General features: G+C 66.2%; 16 protein-coding genes. 3 read left to right on the plus strand and 13 right to left on the minus strand.

Features of this window, described 5'->3' with window-relative positions:
• Positions 1–3: 3 nt before the first annotated feature.
• From ACRYLO_RS00575 to ACRYLO_RS00600, 6 genes are all read right to left on the minus strand, one after another.
• Entirely contained in the window at positions 4–786 is a 783-nt protein-coding gene (locus ACRYLO_RS00575) for a sulfite exporter TauE/SafE family protein (protein ID WP_482658407.1), read from the minus strand.
• Between the two features lie 32 nt (positions 787–818).
• Positions 819–1,751, minus strand: coding sequence for an MBL fold metallo-hydrolase (locus ACRYLO_RS00580; protein WP_482658408.1), 933 nt, complete (start codon positions 1,749–1,751; stop codon positions 819–821).
• 76 nt (positions 1,752–1,827) lie between these two features.
• Entirely contained in the window at positions 1,828–2,154 is a 327-nt protein-coding gene (locus ACRYLO_RS00585) for an ArsR/SmtB family transcription factor (protein ID WP_482658409.1), read from the minus strand.
• Entirely contained in the window at positions 2,151–5,390 is a 3,240-nt protein-coding gene (locus ACRYLO_RS00590) for an efflux RND transporter permease subunit (protein ID WP_482658410.1), read from the minus strand. Before ACRYLO_RS00590 ends, ACRYLO_RS00585 begins: the two co-directional genes overlap by 4 nt.
• Complete coding sequence (locus tag ACRYLO_RS00595; RefSeq protein WP_482658411.1) at positions 5,387–6,406, minus strand: efflux RND transporter periplasmic adaptor subunit; 1,020 nt, start codon at positions 6,404–6,406, stop codon at positions 5,387–5,389. The genes ACRYLO_RS00590 and ACRYLO_RS00595 overlap by 4 nt, the downstream gene beginning before the upstream one ends.
• 3 nt (positions 6,407–6,409) lie before the next feature.
• On the minus strand, positions 6,410–6,724 hold the full coding sequence (locus tag ACRYLO_RS00600; RefSeq protein ID WP_482658412.1) for a rhodanese-like domain-containing protein: 315 nt from the start codon (positions 6,722–6,724) through the stop codon (positions 6,410–6,412).
• Between the two features lie 105 nt (positions 6,725–6,829).
• Here ACRYLO_RS00600 and ACRYLO_RS00605 point away from each other — a divergent pair, with 105 nt between their 5' ends.
• From ACRYLO_RS00605 to ACRYLO_RS00615, 3 genes are read left to right on the plus strand one after another with little or no spacing between them, the layout of a single operon-like run.
• Positions 6,830–8,110 (plus strand): NAD(P)/FAD-dependent oxidoreductase, encoded by a 1,281-nt coding sequence (locus tag ACRYLO_RS00605; RefSeq protein WP_482658413.1) that lies wholly within the window; start codon positions 6,830–6,832, stop codon positions 8,108–8,110.
• A 15-nt stretch (positions 8,111–8,125) separates the two neighbouring features.
• Positions 8,126–8,329, plus strand: a complete 204-nt coding sequence (locus tag ACRYLO_RS00610) for a YgaP family membrane protein (protein ID WP_422056396.1) — start codon at positions 8,126–8,128, stop codon at positions 8,327–8,329.
• On the plus strand, positions 8,326–9,591 hold the full coding sequence (locus ACRYLO_RS00615) for a TolC family protein (protein WP_482658414.1): 1,266 nt from the start codon (positions 8,326–8,328) through the stop codon (positions 9,589–9,591). The genes ACRYLO_RS00610 and ACRYLO_RS00615 overlap by 4 nt, the downstream gene beginning before the upstream one ends.
• A 59-nt stretch (positions 9,592–9,650) precedes the next feature.
• Here the strand turns inward: ACRYLO_RS00615 and ACRYLO_RS00620 are convergent, their stop codons facing one another.
• The 7 genes from ACRYLO_RS00620 to ACRYLO_RS00650 form a co-directional block, all read right to left on the minus strand.
• On the minus strand, positions 9,651–9,926 hold the full coding sequence (locus tag ACRYLO_RS00620) for a hypothetical protein (protein WP_482658415.1): 276 nt from the start codon (positions 9,924–9,926) through the stop codon (positions 9,651–9,653).
• Between the two features lie 11 nt (positions 9,927–9,937).
• The gene (locus ACRYLO_RS00625; protein WP_482658416.1) at positions 9,938–10,732 is read right to left on the minus strand and encodes an SDR family NAD(P)-dependent oxidoreductase; all 795 of its coding nucleotides are present in this window, start codon (positions 10,730–10,732) and stop codon (positions 9,938–9,940) included.
• Positions 10,729–11,931, minus strand: coding sequence for a zinc-dependent alcohol dehydrogenase (locus ACRYLO_RS00630; protein WP_482658417.1), 1,203 nt, complete (start codon positions 11,929–11,931; stop codon positions 10,729–10,731). The genes ACRYLO_RS00625 and ACRYLO_RS00630 overlap by 4 nt, the downstream gene beginning before the upstream one ends.
• Positions 11,931–12,539, minus strand: a complete 609-nt coding sequence (locus tag ACRYLO_RS00635) for an SRPBCC family protein (protein ID WP_482658418.1) — start codon at positions 12,537–12,539, stop codon at positions 11,931–11,933. The genes ACRYLO_RS00630 and ACRYLO_RS00635 overlap by 1 nt, the downstream gene beginning before the upstream one ends.
• A gap of 109 nt (positions 12,540–12,648) precedes the next feature.
• Positions 12,649–14,613, minus strand: a complete 1,965-nt coding sequence (locus tag ACRYLO_RS00640) for a sialate O-acetylesterase (RefSeq protein ID WP_482658419.1) — start codon at positions 14,611–14,613, stop codon at positions 12,649–12,651.
• A gap of 16 nt (positions 14,614–14,629) precedes the next feature.
• Positions 14,630–15,865 carry an alginate lyase family protein gene (locus ACRYLO_RS00645; RefSeq protein ID WP_482658420.1) on the minus strand — a complete coding sequence of 412 codons (1,236 nt, stop codon included), beginning with the start codon at positions 15,863–15,865 and terminating at the stop codon, positions 14,630–14,632.
• Positions 15,865–19,002 carry a TonB-dependent receptor gene (locus ACRYLO_RS00650; RefSeq protein ID WP_482658421.1) on the minus strand — a complete coding sequence of 1,046 codons (3,138 nt, stop codon included), beginning with the start codon at positions 19,000–19,002 and terminating at the stop codon, positions 15,865–15,867. Before ACRYLO_RS00650 ends, ACRYLO_RS00645 begins: the two co-directional genes overlap by 1 nt.
• Between the last annotated feature and the right edge of the window lie 24 nt (positions 19,003–19,026).

A 19,026-nucleotide genomic window follows, 5' to 3' on the forward strand; every position in this document is an offset into this window, starting at 1 on the left:
CCCTCAGTTAAAGGCCGCACGGGCGCTGTGCCACAGCATATAGCTGGCGACGAGGAAGATGAGGCCGGCAAAAACCAGCGTCAGCTTGCCATCGCCCGACAAGCGGCGCGCCACCGCAGTGCCGGCAAGACCGCCGGCAGCGCCGCCAGCGATGAAAATGCCGGCAAGTGTCCAGTCGATCAGACCGGAAGCCGCATAATTGAGCGCCGTGGTCAGGCCAAAAGCGGTGACCGCGACCAGGCTTGTGCCGACGGCGTTGACGATCGGCATATGGGTCGATGCGATCAGGCCTGGCACGATCAGGAAGCCGCCGCCAATGCCGAAAAAGCCGGAGAATGCGCCGCTGCCCAAGCCAAAGCCGAGCACGCGGGGGGCGTTCGTCCGGGTGCATTGCGCCGTCGGGTCGCCCTTTGCCTTGCGACCGCGGATCATCAGCACGCCGACCGCGACCATGAGCAGCGCGAACAGGACCAGCAGCTTCTGACCGTCCACCGCCTTGCCGAGCGTCGATCCGGCGAACGCGCCGACAACGCCCGCTGCGGCGTACATGCCGCCGCACCGCCATTTGACGGTGTGGGCACGGGCATGGCTGGCGAGCCCGGTTGCTGCATTGGCCGCGACCGCCAGCGCCGCGGTGCCGATCGCGATATGCGGATTGGTGACGCCGACGACATAGACCATCAGCGGAACCGCCAGAATCGACCCGCCACCCCCGACCAGGCCGAGCGAAAAGCCGACCAGCGCGCCGGACAGCAGCCCGAGCAGCAGGTAGGTCAGATCAACCATGGCCGGGCTCCATCACGCGTCTGCCGGAGCGGTCACACCGCATCGAGCGGGATCTTGAGATACCGGGTGCCGTTTTCCTCCGGTTCGGGCAGGCGACCGCCGCGCATGTTCACCTGAATCGACGGCAGGATCAGTCGGGGCATGTCGAGCGTGCGGTCGCGGGCGGTCCGCATGGTGACGAATTCATCCTCGCCGATCCCGTCATGCACATGGACATTGGCGTCGCGCTGCGCGCCGATGGTGGTTTCCCAGCGGAATTCGTCGCGACCCGGTGCCTTATAGTCATGGCACAGGAACAACCGCGCCTCACGCGGGAGCGCGAGCAGGCGACGGATCGAATGATAGAGCCGCCGGGCGTCACCACCCGGAAAATCCGCGCGCGCGGTGCCGTAATCGGGCATGAAGATCGTGTCGCCCGGGAACACTGCATCGCCGATGATGAAGGCGAGGTCGGCCGGGGTGTGACCTGGCACGGCCAGCACGGTGGCGCGGATCGACCCCAGCATGAAGCTGTCGCCATCTTCGAACAGCTGGTCGAACTGCGATCCGTCGCGTTCGAACTCGGTCCCGGCGTTGAACAGCTTGCCAAAGGTGTCCTGGACCGTGGTGATGTGGCGACCGATCGCCAACTTGCCGCCAAGTTGCGCCTGCAGCCAAGGGGCGGCGGAGAGGTGGTCGGCATGGACATGGGTTTCGAGCAGCCATTCGACGGTCAGTCCGCGCGCTTGCACATAGTCGACGATCGCCTGTGCCGAGCCATGGCTGGTGCGCCCGGAGGCGGGGTCAAAGTCCAGCACGCTGTCGATGATCGCCGCGACGCGCGCGACCGGATCATGGACGACATAGCTGACCGTGAACGTCGCCTCATCAAAGAAGCCGCGCACGATCGGCACCGGCATCCTGTCGCTGCGGCAGGAGCGGATGATGTCCGCCGCCTGGGCCAGCGCCGCGTCGCCATGGGTCATGATCAGCTACTCCCGAGATGCGTCCTCGGAATATTAAATAGCTCTTATATTCGTATATGTCAATATAACTAAGGGTTCATGCCGGGGCGGCGTCGGGTTCACGGCAGGCACTGCACAGCGCGTCGAAGATCCGGCCGACCTGAGGGTCGGAGATCGAGTAATGGCGCAGCTGCTGATCGACCCGCGCCGCCACAGCGCCAGCTTCGCGCAGCAGCGCGAGGTGCTGCGACACCGCCGATTGCGACAGGCCCGTCACCTCGATCAGCTCCCCGACCGATGCTTCACCCGCCGACAATCGGCACAGGATCAGCAGCCGCGCGGGGTTGGCGAGCGCGCGCAGATGACGGGCCAGACCGTCCGCCTGCACGCGCATTTCGTCGAGGGATAGGTCCAGTGCGCTCATTGTAGTGCCTTTGTCATTGGCCGCTCGTCATCGCGCAGCACCACATAGATGGCCGGGATGACGAGCACGGTCAGCAGTGTCGAGGAAGCCAAGCCGAACAACAGCGAAATCGCAAGCCCCTGAAAGATCGGGTCAGTCAGGATCACCGCCGCGCCGATCATCGCCGCCGCCGCCGTCAGCACGATCGGCTTGAAGCGGATCATCCCTGCTTCCAGCAGCGTGTCGCGCAGCGATTTGTCCTCGGATCGCGCATGGCGAATAAAATCCACCAGCAGGATCGAGTTCCGCACGATGATCCCCGCAAGCGCGATGAATCCGATCATCGATGTGGCGGTGAACGGCGCACCGAACAGCATATGCCCCAGCACGATGCCGACCAATGTGAGCGGGATCGGCGTCAGGATCACCAGCGGGATCTTGAAATTGCCGAACTGCGCGACGACCAGCACATAGATGCCGAGCAGCGCGACCATGAACGCCGCCCCCATGTCGCGGAAGGTCACCCAGGTGATCTCCCATTCCCCGTCCCACAACAGCGAGGGGGTGCTCTCGTCCTCGGGCTGGCTGTTCAGGCGGATTTCGGGCTTGGGCAGTCCGCGCGCGGCCCAGTCGTGCGCCTCGATCGCTGCGTTGACGGCGAGCATGCCGTAGATCGGTGCTTCGTAGCGGCCGGCCAGTTCGGCGCTGACCATCGTCGCGCCGCGACCGTCGCGGCGGAAGATCGATGGATCCGCCGTGACCATCCGCGCCTCGATCAGTTCGCCAAGCGGCACCAGCTGTGGCCCGGCGGCCCCGCGCGTCACCGCGACCGGCGTTGCGGCAAGCGCCTGGCTCCAGCTGCGCTGCGACTGGTTGAGGCCGATCTGGATCGGCAGCGCGTCACGCCCGTCGCCCTGCGGCGCATCGCCGACCACGGTGTTGCCCATCAGCGCGCCGATCGAATCGAACAGCTGGCGTTCGGACAGGCCGTAATAGTCGAGCCGGTCGCGCAGGGGGATCAGCCGCAGCTCGGGCACCGGCGCGCCGAAGCTGTTGTCGACATCGACGACGAACGGGACCGAGCGGAACAGCTTTTCCACCTCGACCGCAACATTGCGCCGGGTCGCTTCGTCGGGCCCGTAGATCTCGGCGAGCAGCGTTGCCATGACCGGCGGACCGGGCGGCGTTTCGACGACCTTGATCGACCCGCCCGCAGGCAGCGGCAGCGCCTTGAGGCGTTCGCGCAGCGCGACGGCGACGTCATGGCTGGCGCGCGCGCGGTCCTCCTTGGGGGCGAGGGTGAGCATCAGGTCGCCCATCCACGGCTTGTCGCGCAGGAAATAATGACGGACCAGGCCGTTGAAGTTGAACGGGGCAGAGGTCCCGGCATAGGCCTCCATCGCCGTTACCTCGGGCACGGTGCGCGACACCGCCGCCGCCTGTTCCAGCAGGCGTGACGTTGCCTCCAGGCTGGTGCCTTCGGGCAGATCGACGACCAGCTGCACCTCCGACTTGTTGTCGAACGGAAGCAGCTTCACCGTCACCGCCTTGAAATAGAACATCGACCCGGCGAGCAAGGTCGCCAGCCCTACCGCGATCAGGAAGGTCCAGGCGCTGCGCCGGCTGGCGATCACCCGCGCGGCAACGCGGCCATAGAGCGCGCCGAGCTTGCCGCCATGGGCATCGTCATGGCCATGGCCCGCCGCAAGCGTCTTGCGCGCAAACCGGATCATCAGCCACGGCGCGATGATCACCGCGACGAAGAAGGAAAAGATCATTGCCGCCGAGGCGTTGATCGGGATCGGCGCCATATACGGCCCCATCAGGCCCGACACGAACAGCATCGGCAACAGCGCGGCGACGACGGTCAGCGTCGCGACGATGGTCGGGTTGCCGACTTCCGCCACTGCATCGATCGCGGCGGACACGCGGGTGCGGCCACCCTCGGTTCCGACATCGCCCATCGCCCAGTGGCGCGCGATATTCTCGATCATCACGATCGCGTCATCGACCAGAATGCCGATCGAAAAGATCAACGCGAACAGGCTGACCCGATTGATCGTGAAACCCATCAGGTTCGAGGCGAACATGGTGAGCAGGATGGTGGTGGGGATCACGATCGCGGTCACCCCCGCTTCGCGCCAGCCGATCGCAAAGCCGATCAGCAGCACGATCGAACCGGTCGCGAGCGCGAGGTGGAACAACAGCTCGTTCGCCTTGTGGTCGGCGGTCTCGCCATAGTTGCGCGTCACCGCGACGGTGACGGTATCGGGGATCAGGCTGCCCTTCAGCCGCTCGACCCGATCGGTAACCGCGTGCGACACGGTGACCGCATTGGCCCCGGCACGCTTGGCGATGGCGAGGCTGACGGCGGGTGCGCTCGACCAGCGATCGCCATCGCGCGACCAGCGCCAGGCGCGCGCCTGATCCTGGGTCGGTGCTTCGCTGACGTCGGCCACGTCGCGCAGATAGACGGGGGCACCGTGGACCGAACGGACCACGAGCGCCCCGACCGCTTCGGCGGACTCGAGCGTGCGCCCGGCCACGACCTGCGCGGTCTGGCCACCCTCGCGCACCTGTCCGACGGGGAAGGCGCGGTTGGCCTGTGACGTCGCCTCGATGACATTGCCCAGCGGCACCTGCATCGCCGCAAGCCGCGCGGGATCGGGCGCGATCCGGATCGCCTGCTGCTGGCCACCGACGATGAAGGTCAGACCGACATCGGGAATTTTGGCGATTTCGGTGCGCAGCCGCCCGGCGAGTTGCGCCAGCGCCTGATCGTTCCACGTACCCGGCGCGCCGGGGCGGGGGGTGAGGGTGAGGACGACGATCGGCACGTCGTTGATGCCCCGCACGGTCACGCGCGGCGGGGGAATGCCGACCGGGATCCGGTCGATATTGGCGCGCAGCTTTTCCTCGATCCGGATCGCCGCATTTTCGGGCTTGGACCCGACAAGGAAGCGGGCGGTGACCATCACGCCGTTGGATTCGGCCTGGGTATAGACATGCTCGACCCCGTCGACCGATTTGACGATCGTCTCCAGCGGCTTGGCGACCAGTTCGACCGCATCGCTCGCCGACAGCCCAGGCGCGGCCACCATGATGTCGACCATCGGCACCGAGATTTGCGGCTCTTCCTCGCGCGGGATGGTGATGGTGGCGAGCAGGCCGACCAGAATCGCCGCGAGCAGCGCCAACGGCGTCAGCGGCGAGTTGATAAAGGCGCGCGTCAGCCGACCGGAAATCCCGAGATTCATTTCTGCGCTCCCAGCGCGATCCGATCGCCCGCGGCGATGCCCGACAGGATTTCGACCTGATCCGGATTGCCGGTCGGCGCGGTCTGCACCGGCACCGTCGCGAGCGTCCCGTCGGCACCGACCAGCCGGACACTGTCCACCCCGAAGCGGGTGGTGATCGCACTTTTAGGAAGGATCAGCGCCGCGCGGCGTCCGGCCTCGACCCGCGCCGATACGCGGCGGCCGATCAGGTCGGCTGGCAACTTGTCGATGACGACATCGGCAGACACCTGGCCGCCATTCACTGCGGGATACAGCTTCGTCACCGTGCCACGCCTTGTGTCGCCGGCGGCCAGTTCGGCGGTAACCGCCGCGCCCGGCCGGATCGTGGCGGCAAGGCTTTCGGGCAGTTCGAGCCGCAGGATCACCGGGCCGGAGGTGATCGTCGCGATCGCCATGCCCGGCGCAACCGCCGACCCGGCGGGGATGTTGGCGATCAGCACGCGCCCGGCGGACGGTGCGGTCACTACGCCCTGTCCGGCAACGGCTGTCACCGCCGATTGCTGCGCGCGGGCGGCGCGGATCTGCGCCTCCGCTGCGCGGGCGCCGGCCTGTGCCTGATCCAGCCGCGCCTTGGCGTAGACGCCATTGTCATAGAGGAACTGCGTCCGCGCCAGCTCGGCCCGCGCCTGCGCCGCCTGCGCCTCGGCGGCGGCGGCCTGCGCGCCATAGGCGCTGCTCTGATAGCCCAGCTGGCTATCGACGATGCGGCCGATCACCTGCCCGCGCGCGACCACATCGCCTTCCTTGACCGTCAGACTGGTCAGCACGCCGGGGATGCGCGCCATTGCCTGCGCCTGATCGACGCTGGTGATGCTGGCGCTGACGGTCCGCCAGTCGGCGGCGTCGCTGCTGCGGACGGTGAGCGTCGGCCCGGCATAGCGGGTGGCGCTGGCGGCCGGCGCCTCGGCCTCGCCCCCGCAGGCGGCGAGCGAAAGGACGGTTGCCGCCAGCAACAGGGCGAGGCGTCGGCGCATCGGTCAGGCTCCCTGGGCAACGGGAAGGCCAGCGGCCTTCCACGCGCCGATCCCGCCGGCGAGATGCGTGTCGACCGCGGCCTGCGCCACCGCGCATTTGCCCAGCGCCATTGCCGACCGCTTGCCGCCCGCGCAGTTGAGCACGAGCGTGCGCGTGCCGGGATCGGGCAGGGCGGCTGGGTCAAAGGTCGAAAGCGGCACATTGACCGCACCGGCGATATGCCCGCTCGCAAATTCATCATGCTCACGCACATCGACGACCAGCGCGGTTCCGTCCGCGATCATCGCCTTCAACTCATTGGGTGTGACCTCACGCATCGTGCTTCTCCTGAACAGACCGAACATGGCAATCCTCTAAAATTGCGTATTGCTAATATGCATTATCAAGCATATTAGTCAACTCGAATTTATTGGAGAGAGGTCATGTCGGACTCACATGTCGTGGTGCTGGGGGCGGGGCTGGGCGGCACCATCGCCGCATATGAAATTCGCGAGGCGCTGAAGGGCAAGGCGCGGGTCACGGTGGTGAACAAGGGCGAGGATTACTGGTTCGTCCCGTCCAACCCCTGGGTCGCAGTCGGCTGGCGCGAGCCGGAGGCGATCCGCGTCCACTTGCCCCCGGTGATGCAGAAGCGCGGCATAGCCTATTCAAGCGTGGGCGCGGCGAAGGTGCATCCGACCGAGAATCGCGTCGAACTGCTCGACGGCAGCTCTGTTGCCTATGACTATCTCGTCATCGCGACCGGCCCCGACCTTGCCTATGATGAGATCCCCGGCTTTGGGCCGGATGGTCATACCCAGTCGATCTGCCACACCGACCACGCTGCATCCGCGCATGCGAAATTCGAGGAATTGTGCGCCAATCCCCGTCCGATCGTCGTCGGCGCGGCGCAGGGGGCGTCCTGCTATGGCCCGGCCTATGAGATGGCGATGGTGCTCGACACCGAGCTCAAGCGTCGCAAGATTCGTGACAAGGTGCCGATGACCTTCGTCACGCCCGAGCCCTATATCGGACATCTCGGCCTGGACGGGGTCGGCGACACCAAGTCGATGCTCGAAAGCGAGATGCGCGAGCGGCACATCAAATGGCTGACCAACACGCGCGTGACCAGCGTCGAGGATGGCGTGCTGCACGCCGAAGAGGTCAATGACGACGGCTCGCTCAAGAAGGCGCATGACCTCGATTTCGGCTGGGCGATGCTGTTGCCGGCCTTTCGCGGCGTTTCGGCGGTGCAGGGGATCGAAGGGCTGAGCAATCCGCGCGGCTTCATCCTGACCGACAAGCACCAGCGCAACCCGACGTATCGCAACGTCTTTGCGCTCGGCGTGTGCATCGCGATCCCGCCGACCGGGCCAACTCCGCTGCCCGTGGGCGTGCCCAAGACCGGCTTCATGATCGAAAGCATGGTCACCGCGATCGCGCAGAATCTGAAGCAGATCCATGCCGGCGAAGAACCGACGCATGAGGCGACGTGGAACGCCATCTGCCTTGCCGATTTCGGTGACGGCGGCGTCGCCTTCGTCGCCAAGCCGCAAATCCCGCCGCGCAACACCAACTGGTCGGCGTCGGGCAAATGGGTCCATCTCGCGAAGATCGGCTTCGAGAAATATTTCCTGCGCAAGGTCCGCAAGGGCGAGAGCGAACCCTTTTACGAAAAGCTCGCGCTGCACGTCCTCGGCATCAAGAAACTCCGCTTCGACTAAGGAAAGGTCTGTCCCATGAACCTCGATCGCGCCGTGCTCGCCTTTGCCGGAACTGTCGTCCTGGTGAGCGCCATCCTGTCGCTGACGGTCCATCCGTGGTGGATCGGCCTTACCCTGTTTGCCGGGGCCAATATGCTCCAGGCCGCGTTCACGGGCTTCTGCCCGGCCGCGATGGTGTTCAAGCGTATCGGCGTGCGGCCGGGCACGGTGTTCCGGTGAGGCGCCATGCTCTGAGCGCCGTGCTGGCGGCATCGGCGGCGGTCGCATTCGCTGCGCCGGTTCAGGCACAGTCGCTCGATGCCGTGGTCGAAGCGACGCTCGCGCGCTCGCCCGATCTTGCCGCAGCGCGTGCGCGGGCCGACGGTGCCTCGGCGCGGGTCGATCAGGCACGCGCCGAGCGGATGCCGAGCGCCAGCGCGCAGGGGCAGCTGGGCGTCGGGCGGATCGATCCGCAGGGTTTTTTCGGGCTCAGCGCCGATGCCGTCACACCGCGCGTGCTACAGTTCGGAACCGAATTGCCGCTCTTTACAGGTGGCCGGGTCGGTGCAGCGATCGGTCAGGCACGCGCGGGTGAAACCGCGGCACAGGCGGCAACGGCAATGTCGACGTTGTCGCTGCGGATTGATGTCGTGCGTACCTATGCCGAGGCGGTCGCAGCGCGCGACACCGCCGCCGCCTATGCGCGGATGGAAACCACGCTGACCGAAGCGTTGCGTCAGGCGCGGCTGAAATACGAGACGGGGGCCGGGACCAGCACCGATATGGCGCTGGCCGAGGCCCGTCTCGCCGAAGCGCAGGCCGCACGCGCCATGGCCGAGGGTGAGCAGGCGGCGGCGCACGCGGCGCTGCGGTCCTTGTCGGGGCTGGACGTGGTGCTCGACACCAGCTTGCCCGTCCCGCCGCTACCCGACCTGTCGATGCAGGCGGCGATTGCGCGCGCCAGGACGAAGAATCCCGCCATCGCAGCAGCGCGTGCGATGGTCGACGTGGCGCGCGGTGGCGTATCCGGCGCACGGGCCGAACGCCTGCCGACACTGGGCGCCTATGCCGAGGCGGCGAGCGTGCGCGACCAGTTCTTCCCCGGCTATCGCGCCGATAGTGCGAGCGTCGGCGTACGCGCCCGCTGGACCCTGTTCGACGGCGGGCGCACCGGGGCAAAGGTTCGCGCGGCCGAGGCCGAACTTGCCGAACGGTCCGCGCAATTGGGCGCTGCCGAGCAGGAGGTCGAGCGGCGGACGGCCGCCGCCTATGCTGCGCTGATCGGTGCGGACCGCGCGCTGATCGCGGCACGTGCGCGCCGCCAGGCTTCGGATGCGGCGCTGCGCGGCGTCAGGCTCGAGGTGCAGGCTGGCGCGCTGCCGATGCTTGCCCTGCTCGATGCCGAGCGCGACGCGGCGGCGGCAGCGGCGGAGGAAACGCGCGCACTGGCGCGCCGGTTGGTGCAGGCGGAGGCGCTTGCCGCGCTGCTGGGCGGGACATGAGATCTTGGTTGCAAGCTGGCCGCAGCTAACGTTCCGAAAGCCCAGAGATCATATTGTCCTCAGTGATCGGGCAGGTCCTTGGGATAGTCGTCGGGCTTGACGGTGCCGACGACCGGGCGATCCTCGACGGCTTCCTGCGGCTGGCCGCCCGGGGTGTCGCTTTGGCCGCGATCCAGCGTATCGCTGGGGCTGCGGGCATCGCCCTCGCGCTGATGCTCGGTCGACAGGTTCGGGCGGTCCTGTGTCTGCGTCGCGCTGTTCGCGGCAAGGTCCTTGTGGCCCGGCTCGGTCGAGCCATTCGGACGCGGCTGGGTTTCGGTGTGTTCGTTGGACATGATCGTTCTCCTCAATCTTCCCCGCTGCCCGGCTCGGCCATGGCGCGGTGGCGATCGGCCAGGATTGCCTGCGGGACGATCCCGGCGGCGGCGACTTGCAGCTTGTTGATCAGGCCGGAGACGATGTGCCCCTTGCCGTCCAGCATCGCCGACCATCCGTCCTGAGCCACCTTGGCCGGATCGGCCTTGTTCTCGTCCTGCCCGACGCTGGTATCGAGCATTTCGGCGCGGGCGAAGAATTCGGTATCGGTCGCACCGGGCATCAGGGTGGTCAGCGTGACGCCCTCCACATCCTTCAGCTCGTTGCGCAGCGCTTCGGTGAAATTGTCGATGAACGCCTTGGTCGCGTTGTAGATGGCGTTGAAGGCTCCGGGGATGTAACCGGCGATCGATCCGGTCACCAGTACCTTGCCTTCATTGCGCGCCACCATCGCCTGCAACACGCGCTGGAGCAGGTAGACGGTGCCCGTGACGTTGGTGTCGATCGAATGCCGCCAGTCGGCCACATCCTGCTCAAGAAACGGCCCGCCGGTGCCAATGCCGGCATTGGCGACGAGGACGTCGATGGTGCGACCCTGCACTGCGTCGAGTAGCTGATCGACGCCTGCGATCGATGACAGGTCGGCCTCGACGGCGCTCACCTGCGTCCCGAATTGCCGAAAATCATCGGCGGCGGACGCGATCAGCGGTTCGTTGGCGACGACGATCAGGTCATATCCGTCCTTTGCCGCCAGCGTGGCCAGTTCAAAACCGATGCCGGTCGAGGCACCGGTGACGACCGCCAGCTTGCCCGTTGCGCCGGTCATCGCACCACCTCCATCCGATCACGCGCCCAGTCCGGTTTCAGCACCACCTTGGTCACCTCATTCTGGTCGTCGTGGAACATCTTGTACCCCTCCGGTGCGCGTTCGAGCGGCAGCCGGTGGCTGATCAGGAAGGTGGTATCGACCTTGTTCTCCAGCACCGCATTGAGCAGGCCCGGCAGATAATGCTGGACATGGGTCTGACCGGTCTTGAGCGTCAGTCCCTTCTCCATGAACGCGCCGAGCGGGAATTTATCGACGAACCCGCCATAGACCGCCGGCATCGAGACGCGCCCGCCCTTGCGGCACGCGATGATCGCCTGGCGGATCGCATGGATGCGATCGGTGCCCAGGAACGTCGATGCCTTGATCTGGTCGATCACATTATCGACGAACAGACCGTGCGCCTCGAGCCCGACCGCGTCGATCACCGCGTCCGGCCCGATGCCGCCGGTCATCTCCATCAGCGCCTCATAGGTGGCACTTTCCTCGAAATTGATCGTCTCGGCCCCAAAGCGCTTGGCGAGTTCCAGCCGGCGCGGGAAATGGTCGATGGCAATGACGCGCTCGGCCCCCATCAGGAACGCCGACTGGACCGCGAACAGCCCGACCGGACCGCAACCCCATACCGCGACAGTGTCGCCCGGCTCGATATCGGCATTCTCCGCCGCCATCCATCCAGTGGGCAGGATGTCGGACAGGAACAGCACCTTGTCGTCGTCTATCCCATCAGGGATGACGATCGGGCCGACATCGCTGAACGGCACGCGCACATATTCGGCCTGTCCGCCCGAATAGCCGCCGGTCATATGGCTATAGCCGAACAGGCCCGCCATCGGATGGCCATAGGCGGTCTGCGCAATGTCCTGATTGTCGGCGGGCAGGCCGTTATCGCACGCCGAATATTGATGCTTGCCGCAATGGAAGCAGGAGCCGCAGGAAATGGTGAAGGGGACCACGACGCGCTGGCCCTTGTGCAGCGTCGACGCCGAGCCCGTTTCGACCACTTCGCCCATGAATTCGTGGCCGAGGATATCTCCGGCCTGCATCGTGGGGATGTAGCCGTCATAGAGGTGGAGATCGGAGCCGCAGATGGCGGTCGAGGTGATCTTGATGATCGCATCGCGCGGATTGAGGATTTCGGGATCGTCGACCGTGTCGACGCGCACGTCATGTTTTCCGTGCCAGGCCAGTGCGCGCATCAGTTCTTTCCTTCTTCGAGCAGGCGGCGGTTGCGCGCGCCGGTGGCGATCTCGCCGGTTTCCATCAGTTGCTTGAACCGGCGCAGGTCGCGGCGCGCCTGGATCGCGGGTTCGCGCTGGAACATCTTGGCGATGACCTTGCCGATGATCCCGGCGGGCGGATCGTAGAGGATCGTGGCAGTGACGATCGTCCCGCGATCGCCCTGGGCGTCGCGGAAATCGATCCGGCCGCTATTGGGGACATCCGCCCCCTCGACCGATGCCCAGGCGATATATGCGCCGTCCTGTTCGTCGGTGATCTGCGAAACCCATTCGACCGTGCCACCGCCCGGCGCCTTGACCACCCAGCGCGAGCGGTTGGCGTCGAGCAGCTCGATGCTTTCCACATTGTCCATGAACTGCGGGAGGTTGGTGAAGTCGCGCCAGAAGGCGAACAGCTCCGCGCGGGGGCGGTTGATTGTGACGGTCCGACCGACCAGCGTGTCGGCGTCGCCACCCGCTGGCTTGTCGATGAACGTGTCGGTGGCAGCATCCACCGCTGTGGACGGATGCTTGGAAGTCGAAAGCGGCGCATCGTCCGCGCGCGCGGAATCGATTGTCTCGGTCATCTGGAAACCTCCGGTCGAGGGAATGCCGACTCAACGAGGCGCGACAGATGCCGTTCCTCCCCCGGAGGTGAGAATCCTGAAATAAAACGGTTATGGCCGCGCGGTGCGGTCAGTCCGCCTCAATCTTCAGTCGAAAGGGAACGACCGGCAGCCCCGATCGCGCATAGAGGTTGATTGCGGGGCTACCCTGCCAAGCATAGCGAACTTCGCTGGCGGGGTGGCCGTCGTCGATGACCAGCACCGATTGCCCGTGAAGGCTGGCTCGCGCGAAGCGGCACACACCGCTGGCGTTGCATAGCTCAAACCCGACAGGCTCCAGCGCACCACTGACTGCAAGGCCTTCGGCGGAGCGCAGGCTGATCGCGATGCCCTCGCCGGTGCGTGTTGCCTTGAGCGGCTGGGGTGCAGCGGGACGGGCGATGCCATAGGCGACGCGCAGTGCTTCCTGACCCATGCGTTCGCCGACAACATCCTTGTGCGCGGGGTGGATGTCGGTGACGACGCCAAGGTCGATCGCGACCGCCAGCCCGGTGCCCGCGTCTTCATTGGCGACGACGCGCTGCGCCTCGCGCAACTGCGCCCATGGAGCATCGACGGGCCGGACGCCGCGCGGGCCATAGCCGGGCAGCTGGACGACGACGACCGGCAGCGCTGGGTCGCCGAAATGTCCGCGCCACGATGTCCGCCACGCCCGTAGCGCGCTGGCATAACCCGCGGCACGACTGGTATTCGATTCACCCTGGTACCAGGCGATGCCGCGCAGGCCGGTGCCCGCGAGCGGCGCGATCATGCCATTCCAAGCCATGGTCAGCCCGCGCGGCATGCTCCACGGAATGGCGGGCGGTGCTTGCTTCCACGCGCTATCGGCGGTGCCGCGACGATAGCGCCATGGTCCGGCCAGCGGCTTGCGCCCCCCGCCCGGCAGCACCAGCGCGAGCGCGTCTGCGGGGCCGCTGAAGCCGCCGCCGCCCATTTCGTCGATCACGCGCACCGCGATGCTGTTGTCCCCCGCGCGCAGTACGCCCGCCGGGATACGGTAACTGCGCTGTTCGGCGGCAACGAGTTGTGCGCCCACCGGCACGCCGTTGATCCACACGCGGTCGCGCTCGTCGATCCGCCCAAGCTGGAGCACGACATCCTTGCCATCGCCGAGTTCCGCAGCGCTCAGCGCGAAGTTCGTGCGGAACCACATGATCCCGTCATAGCCGCCCAGGCCATCGATCCCCGACCGCTCCCATTGGCCGGGGACGGCAATCCGGTCCCAGTCGCCATCCTCGAAGCCGGGGGCGGCCCAAGCGGCTCCGGCCGAGCCAGGGTCGACCTGTTCCGCCCAGCGGTCGGTCGCCTCGACCGCTGCGGCAAGCGCTGCCGCTGGGTCCGCCGCATAGCGGTCGAGCCAGCCCAGCTGCTCGGGCGACGCGCCGGACGTGCCGAGCGCTGCCGGGGACATCCAGTCCTCGATCGTCGATCCGCCCCAGGCGGAGTGGATCAGGCCGAGTGGAGTCTTGGGATCGTTGCGCAGGATTTCGCGCGCCATGTGCCAGCAGGCGGCGGAAAAAGTGCCGAGATTGTCGGGCGCCGCGCGCGACCAGGCGAGTTCAGGCACGATATCGCGTGCAGGCTTCGCCGCGGCAGTGCGCTTGAGCTTGAGCAACCGGATTGGCAGCCCGGCACTCTCGCGCGCCGTGCGGTCGGGATTGGCACTGCCCGACACCGGCAGGTCCATGTTCGACTGGCCCGAGCACAGCCAGACATCGCCGGTGACGACATCGTCCAGCTGCAGCGACGCGCCGCTGGCTGCGCGGATCGTGACCATGCCGCTCTGGCCGCGGGGGAGGGCGGGCAGGGTGACCTGCCAGTCGCCCTGCGCATCGGCGCGCCCGCGCGCGGTGACCGCACCGAAGCTGACGGTGACCTCTTCCCCTGCCTTTGCACCACCGCCCCGGAGTTGCGCAGGCTTGCCCTGTTGCAGCACCATGTGGCTCGCCAGATGCGGCGCGACGGTGAGCGGTCCGGCCAGCGCCGGCGTTGCGGCGGCGGTCAGCGCAAGCGCGATCAGGGCGGTTCGGGTCATCATCATTCTCGTTCGTTCAGCGCGGATAGGGGACCAGCCAGCCGGCGTCGGCAGCGGGCACTTCAGGCGGCATCAGCCGCGCGTCGCGGAACCCCCAGGCAGCGAGGGTCAGCATCGTGTCACTCTCGGTCATCGCCCGCGCCCGGCGACCGGGGTCGGCAAGGTCGATATCCTTGAACGGCCAGGCGTCGAGCTTGGCACGATAGCCCGCAAGATACTCGACCCCCCGCCGCAGCGGATTGGATTTCGTATCGCCCTGCCACAGATCGACGCCGACACATTCGCCGAGCATCGCCATCTGCACCCCGGCGCGCAGCGTGAAGGCGGAATAATGCCAGCTGCGCGTGCGGGCGGTTTCGGCGGGGAGGGTGCCAACGGCGTCGATCTGTGGGCCGAGGCGACGGGTGAGGAAATCCTGTGCCAGTCGCTGGGTCACGCTGTCCATCCGCGCGAACAGCGCGAACTGGCCGAGCAGCATGTCGTAATAGACGCCGTGATTGTTCTTTGCCGCGCGCTGCCCCTTGCCGTTGGGGCTGGTCGCCAGCCACGTAGCAAAATCCGCGAACCAGCCTTCGATCGCGCGCTGGTCGGTCGCGCTGATCGCCTTGCTGGGACCAAGCACGCCGATCGCCTCGATCACCGGGACCAGCCGCGTCGCTTCGATGATGCCCTCTGGGCGGCCAGCTGACGCACCCGGCACCGCCTGCGCATAGTCGAGATTGGGGTTCATCCGCGTTTCGGCGGTGACGAACCAGGCGCGCAGCAGCTTTGCCGCATGCTCGGCGTAACGCGCGTCGCCGGTCGCGTGCCATGCCAGCGCGAGCGTCTCGACATCGCGGCTAAAAGCACCGAGCCGCTGCACGTCGAACCGCTCGCCGTTGCGTTCGGGGTTCACTTGCCCGTCGCGGCGGCGATAGGGTTCGCCATCGGGTTTCGACGCGTCCGGCCACCAATAGGGACCGATCGACAGATAGTCGCGCTTGTCGCCGCTGCCCGCCGCGCGCGGCTTTTCGGTCACGCTGTATAGGCCACGGCGCAGCGCGGCATCCGCGCCACGGATCAGCCGCTGGCGCAATGCCGCGTCGCTGGTAGCGGCGGCTCGCTGCGCCGCCAGCCATTCGGGCCGCCACAAAAAGGTGCGCTGCCCGCTGGCGAGATAGCCGTCCGCGCCCTTGCACTGTGACAGCGACGGGGCAGCAGCGGCGGGCGCTACGGCGAGCAACACTCCCGCAAGTATTGCCGCGCCGCGCATCAGAACTTCACCGTCACGCTGACCGCTCCAGTCCGGCCATCGAAATCGGCAACGCGATTGAGGCGCGGATCGCCTTCATATTCCTCACGCCGCGAATTGGTGATGTTGTACACCTCCAGCCGCAGTTCGAGCCACTTGCTCGGCTTGAGCGCGCCGGAGAAGTCGAGCTGCCCCCGCGGCCGCACGCGGCTGGCGCTGCCGGTAAAGGTCGACCCGCCCGCCAGCTCGATGTCCGATGCGTGATTATATGCCATGCGCAGCTGGACGAGGCTGTCCTCATAATAGCCGATGATGTTGTAGGTGTCGTTGGCGACATTGTAGAGCTTGGTGCCGTTGGCCCCGCCCGAGCGGACGCGGGTGTAGTTGAATACGCCGCCGGTATTGCGCAGGAAGCCGGGCAGGAAGTCGAAGCGCTGCTGGATCTGGAATTCCAGCCCGTTGACCGTGATAGCATCGGGGTTGTTCACGATCTGGTTGATGATGATGCGCTGGTTGGCGGTCTCGATCGCCTGACCCTGATCGATGCGGCACCGGCCCGACCCGTCGATGAATAGCGGGCCAAAGGTCTGCCCCTCGATCGTGAAGCTCTGTCCCGCCGGGCAGAAATTGTTGAGGGTGAGGATGTCGTTGGTCACCCGCTTGTTGAAATAGCCGATCGCGATCACGCTTCCCGGGCGGTTATACCACGAGATGCCAAGGTCGAACGCGCGCGAGCTGCGCGGTTGCAGGCCGAAGCGGTTGACGTCGATCCGCACCGAATTGACCGTGTCACCTGCATCGGGATCGACGTCTTCAAGGATACGGGTCGGCGCCGGGCTGAATTCGACCAGGTCAAAGGCCTCGAAGGTTTCGTAATAGGCCGCGCGCGCCACCAGCTTCGGCGTGATCTCATAGATCAGGTTGGCCGAGGGCAGCCAGGCGCTGTACTTGCCCGTTGCCGGTTCCGGCGGGAGGAAATAGCCGGGCCGGAAATCGGCTTCGGTAAAGCCGAGCGCGGTATAGAAATCGAGCGCCTGGTCGCGGGTCACGCCCGACAGGTTCGAGCGGACATAGCGCATGCCGATATTGCCGCGCAGCGGCAGCCCCTTCCACTGCTCCAGATCGAACTTGGTCATCGCGAACAGCTCAAGATTGTCGCGTTCGGAATTGAAGTTCTGTCCCTCGACGCGGTTCAGCGGGAAACGCTGGACAAAGCCGGTCAGCGAGTTGCGCGGGGCGAGCGCAAGGATGTTGGCATAGGTGATCCGGCTGCGCGCCGCCGGGGTCAGCTCGGGGAAGAAGACGGCGAGCTGTGCGGCGGTCGGCGCGAAGGTCACGCCGGGCGGGATCGTATTGAGAACCGGGTAGATCGCCGCTTCGATATTGCGGATGTTGAGCGAGTAGAAATTGCCGAACTCCGCCCCCGGCGCGCCGCCGCCGAAGAAGGTGCCGCCCGAGGTAACGGCGTCGTTCAGGCGGAAGATGTTGTTGGTCAGGTTGTTGAGCTGCGTGCCGATATTGGCGTTTTCCTGCAGCGTCTGGTCCGCCGTCTCGCGCTGATAATAGGCACCCACCTTGACGCTGGTGAACGGGCCGAAATCGACGAAGCGCTCGACCTTGAAATCGGCGGCGAGCATGTCGCGCTTGACGCGCACGCCATTGCCGCTGGCGGTGAACACGACGTTTTGCGGGCGGGTCGAGTTGCGCGCCTGGATCGCGTTGCCCGCACTGACCGTGTAGGTGCCGTTGCCAACGTTCAGCAGCGCGCTCGGCACCGTCAGGTCGAACAGGAAGTCGTTATAATTGCCAAGGCCGGTGTTGATGATTGCATAGGCGCCGTTGCCCGCGTCATCGATCCCGTCGCCATTGGCATCGGCGCGGCCGGTATTAGGCTGGATGCGCTGTTCGTACAGGAACTCGCGCTTGTCGCCGACCGCCTTGGACCAGGTGCCGACGAAATCGACCGCCCAATCGTCGTTACGGAAATTGACCTGGGGGTAGATCGCCCAGCTCTGGTCGATCGAGGGGAAGTTGCGGTTGCCGATCGGGATCGCAAAATCGCTCGCGGCGATGTTGTTGACGACATAGACATTTTCGACCGACCCGTTGGAGCCGCGGTCGAACGTGCCCAGCGCGACCGGAGCCGACAGCGGCGTGACGATGCCGGTCGCATCCTGCGGGAAAGCGATCAGCAGGTCGAGATTGGCGTCGGACAGGTCACGGCGGGTGTAGATACCGTCGACACGCACCTTCAGCGCATCGGAAATCTCCCACTCCATGCCCGCGCCGCCGGACAGGCGATAGCCCTGGTTGGTCTGCGAAATCTGCCGCACTTCCGACGGGAAGACAACATCGTTGGGCACGCCGCCGGCATCGGTCGCGGGAATCGCGAAAGCGGGGTTGGTCGCCGCCAGCTGGTTAAGGCGGGCCTGGGTGAAGGAGGTGTAGGAATTGACCCGGATCGTGTCGCGGCGAAAGCTCTGCTTGGCGTAGGAGCCGGTGGCATAGACCCCGAAATTGGGCGTGATGCGCTTGACCGCCGACAGGAAGTAACCGGGATTGGCGTCCTCGGTCGTCTCTTCATATTGCAGCTCGGCGCGGGCGACGAAGCCTTCCTTGCGCGACAGGGCGGAGCGCAGGCGCAGGTCGACGTTCGAGGCGAGGCCGCCCGCCGGAATCTCGGCGGTGAATGACTTGATCACGTCGGCGCCGCTGAAGATCGCCGCGTCGAAGATACCGAACGGATTGCCGTTGCCGCGCGTGCCGAAGGTCGGCGTGGCGATGCTCTGCCCCATCACCGTCGTCTTGGTATATTGGCTGGGAAGCCCACGCACGCTGATCGACGCATCGCGCCGGTCGGCTGAGCGGTTGATCTGGACGCCGGGAATGCGCTGCAGCGCTTCGCCGAGGTTGAGGTCGGGGGTGCTGCCGATATCGTCGGCGGAAATGCCGTCGAGGATGACATCGGCCTTGCGGCGGATATCGAGCGCGTTTTCCAGCGATGCACGAATGCCGGTGACGACGACCTCTTCCTCCGCCTCCGGTTCATCTGCAGGCGTGGCGTCCGTCTGGCCGTAGGCGGATGGTGCCAGAGCAATGGCGAGCCATGCTGTCGAGCTGACCGCGGCGATCCGGGCCGCACGTGCGAAGTTGGTCATTTGGTCTCTCCCCAATTCTCTATA

This window comes from Sphingomonas sp. SDUR79, assembly GCF_056821745.1.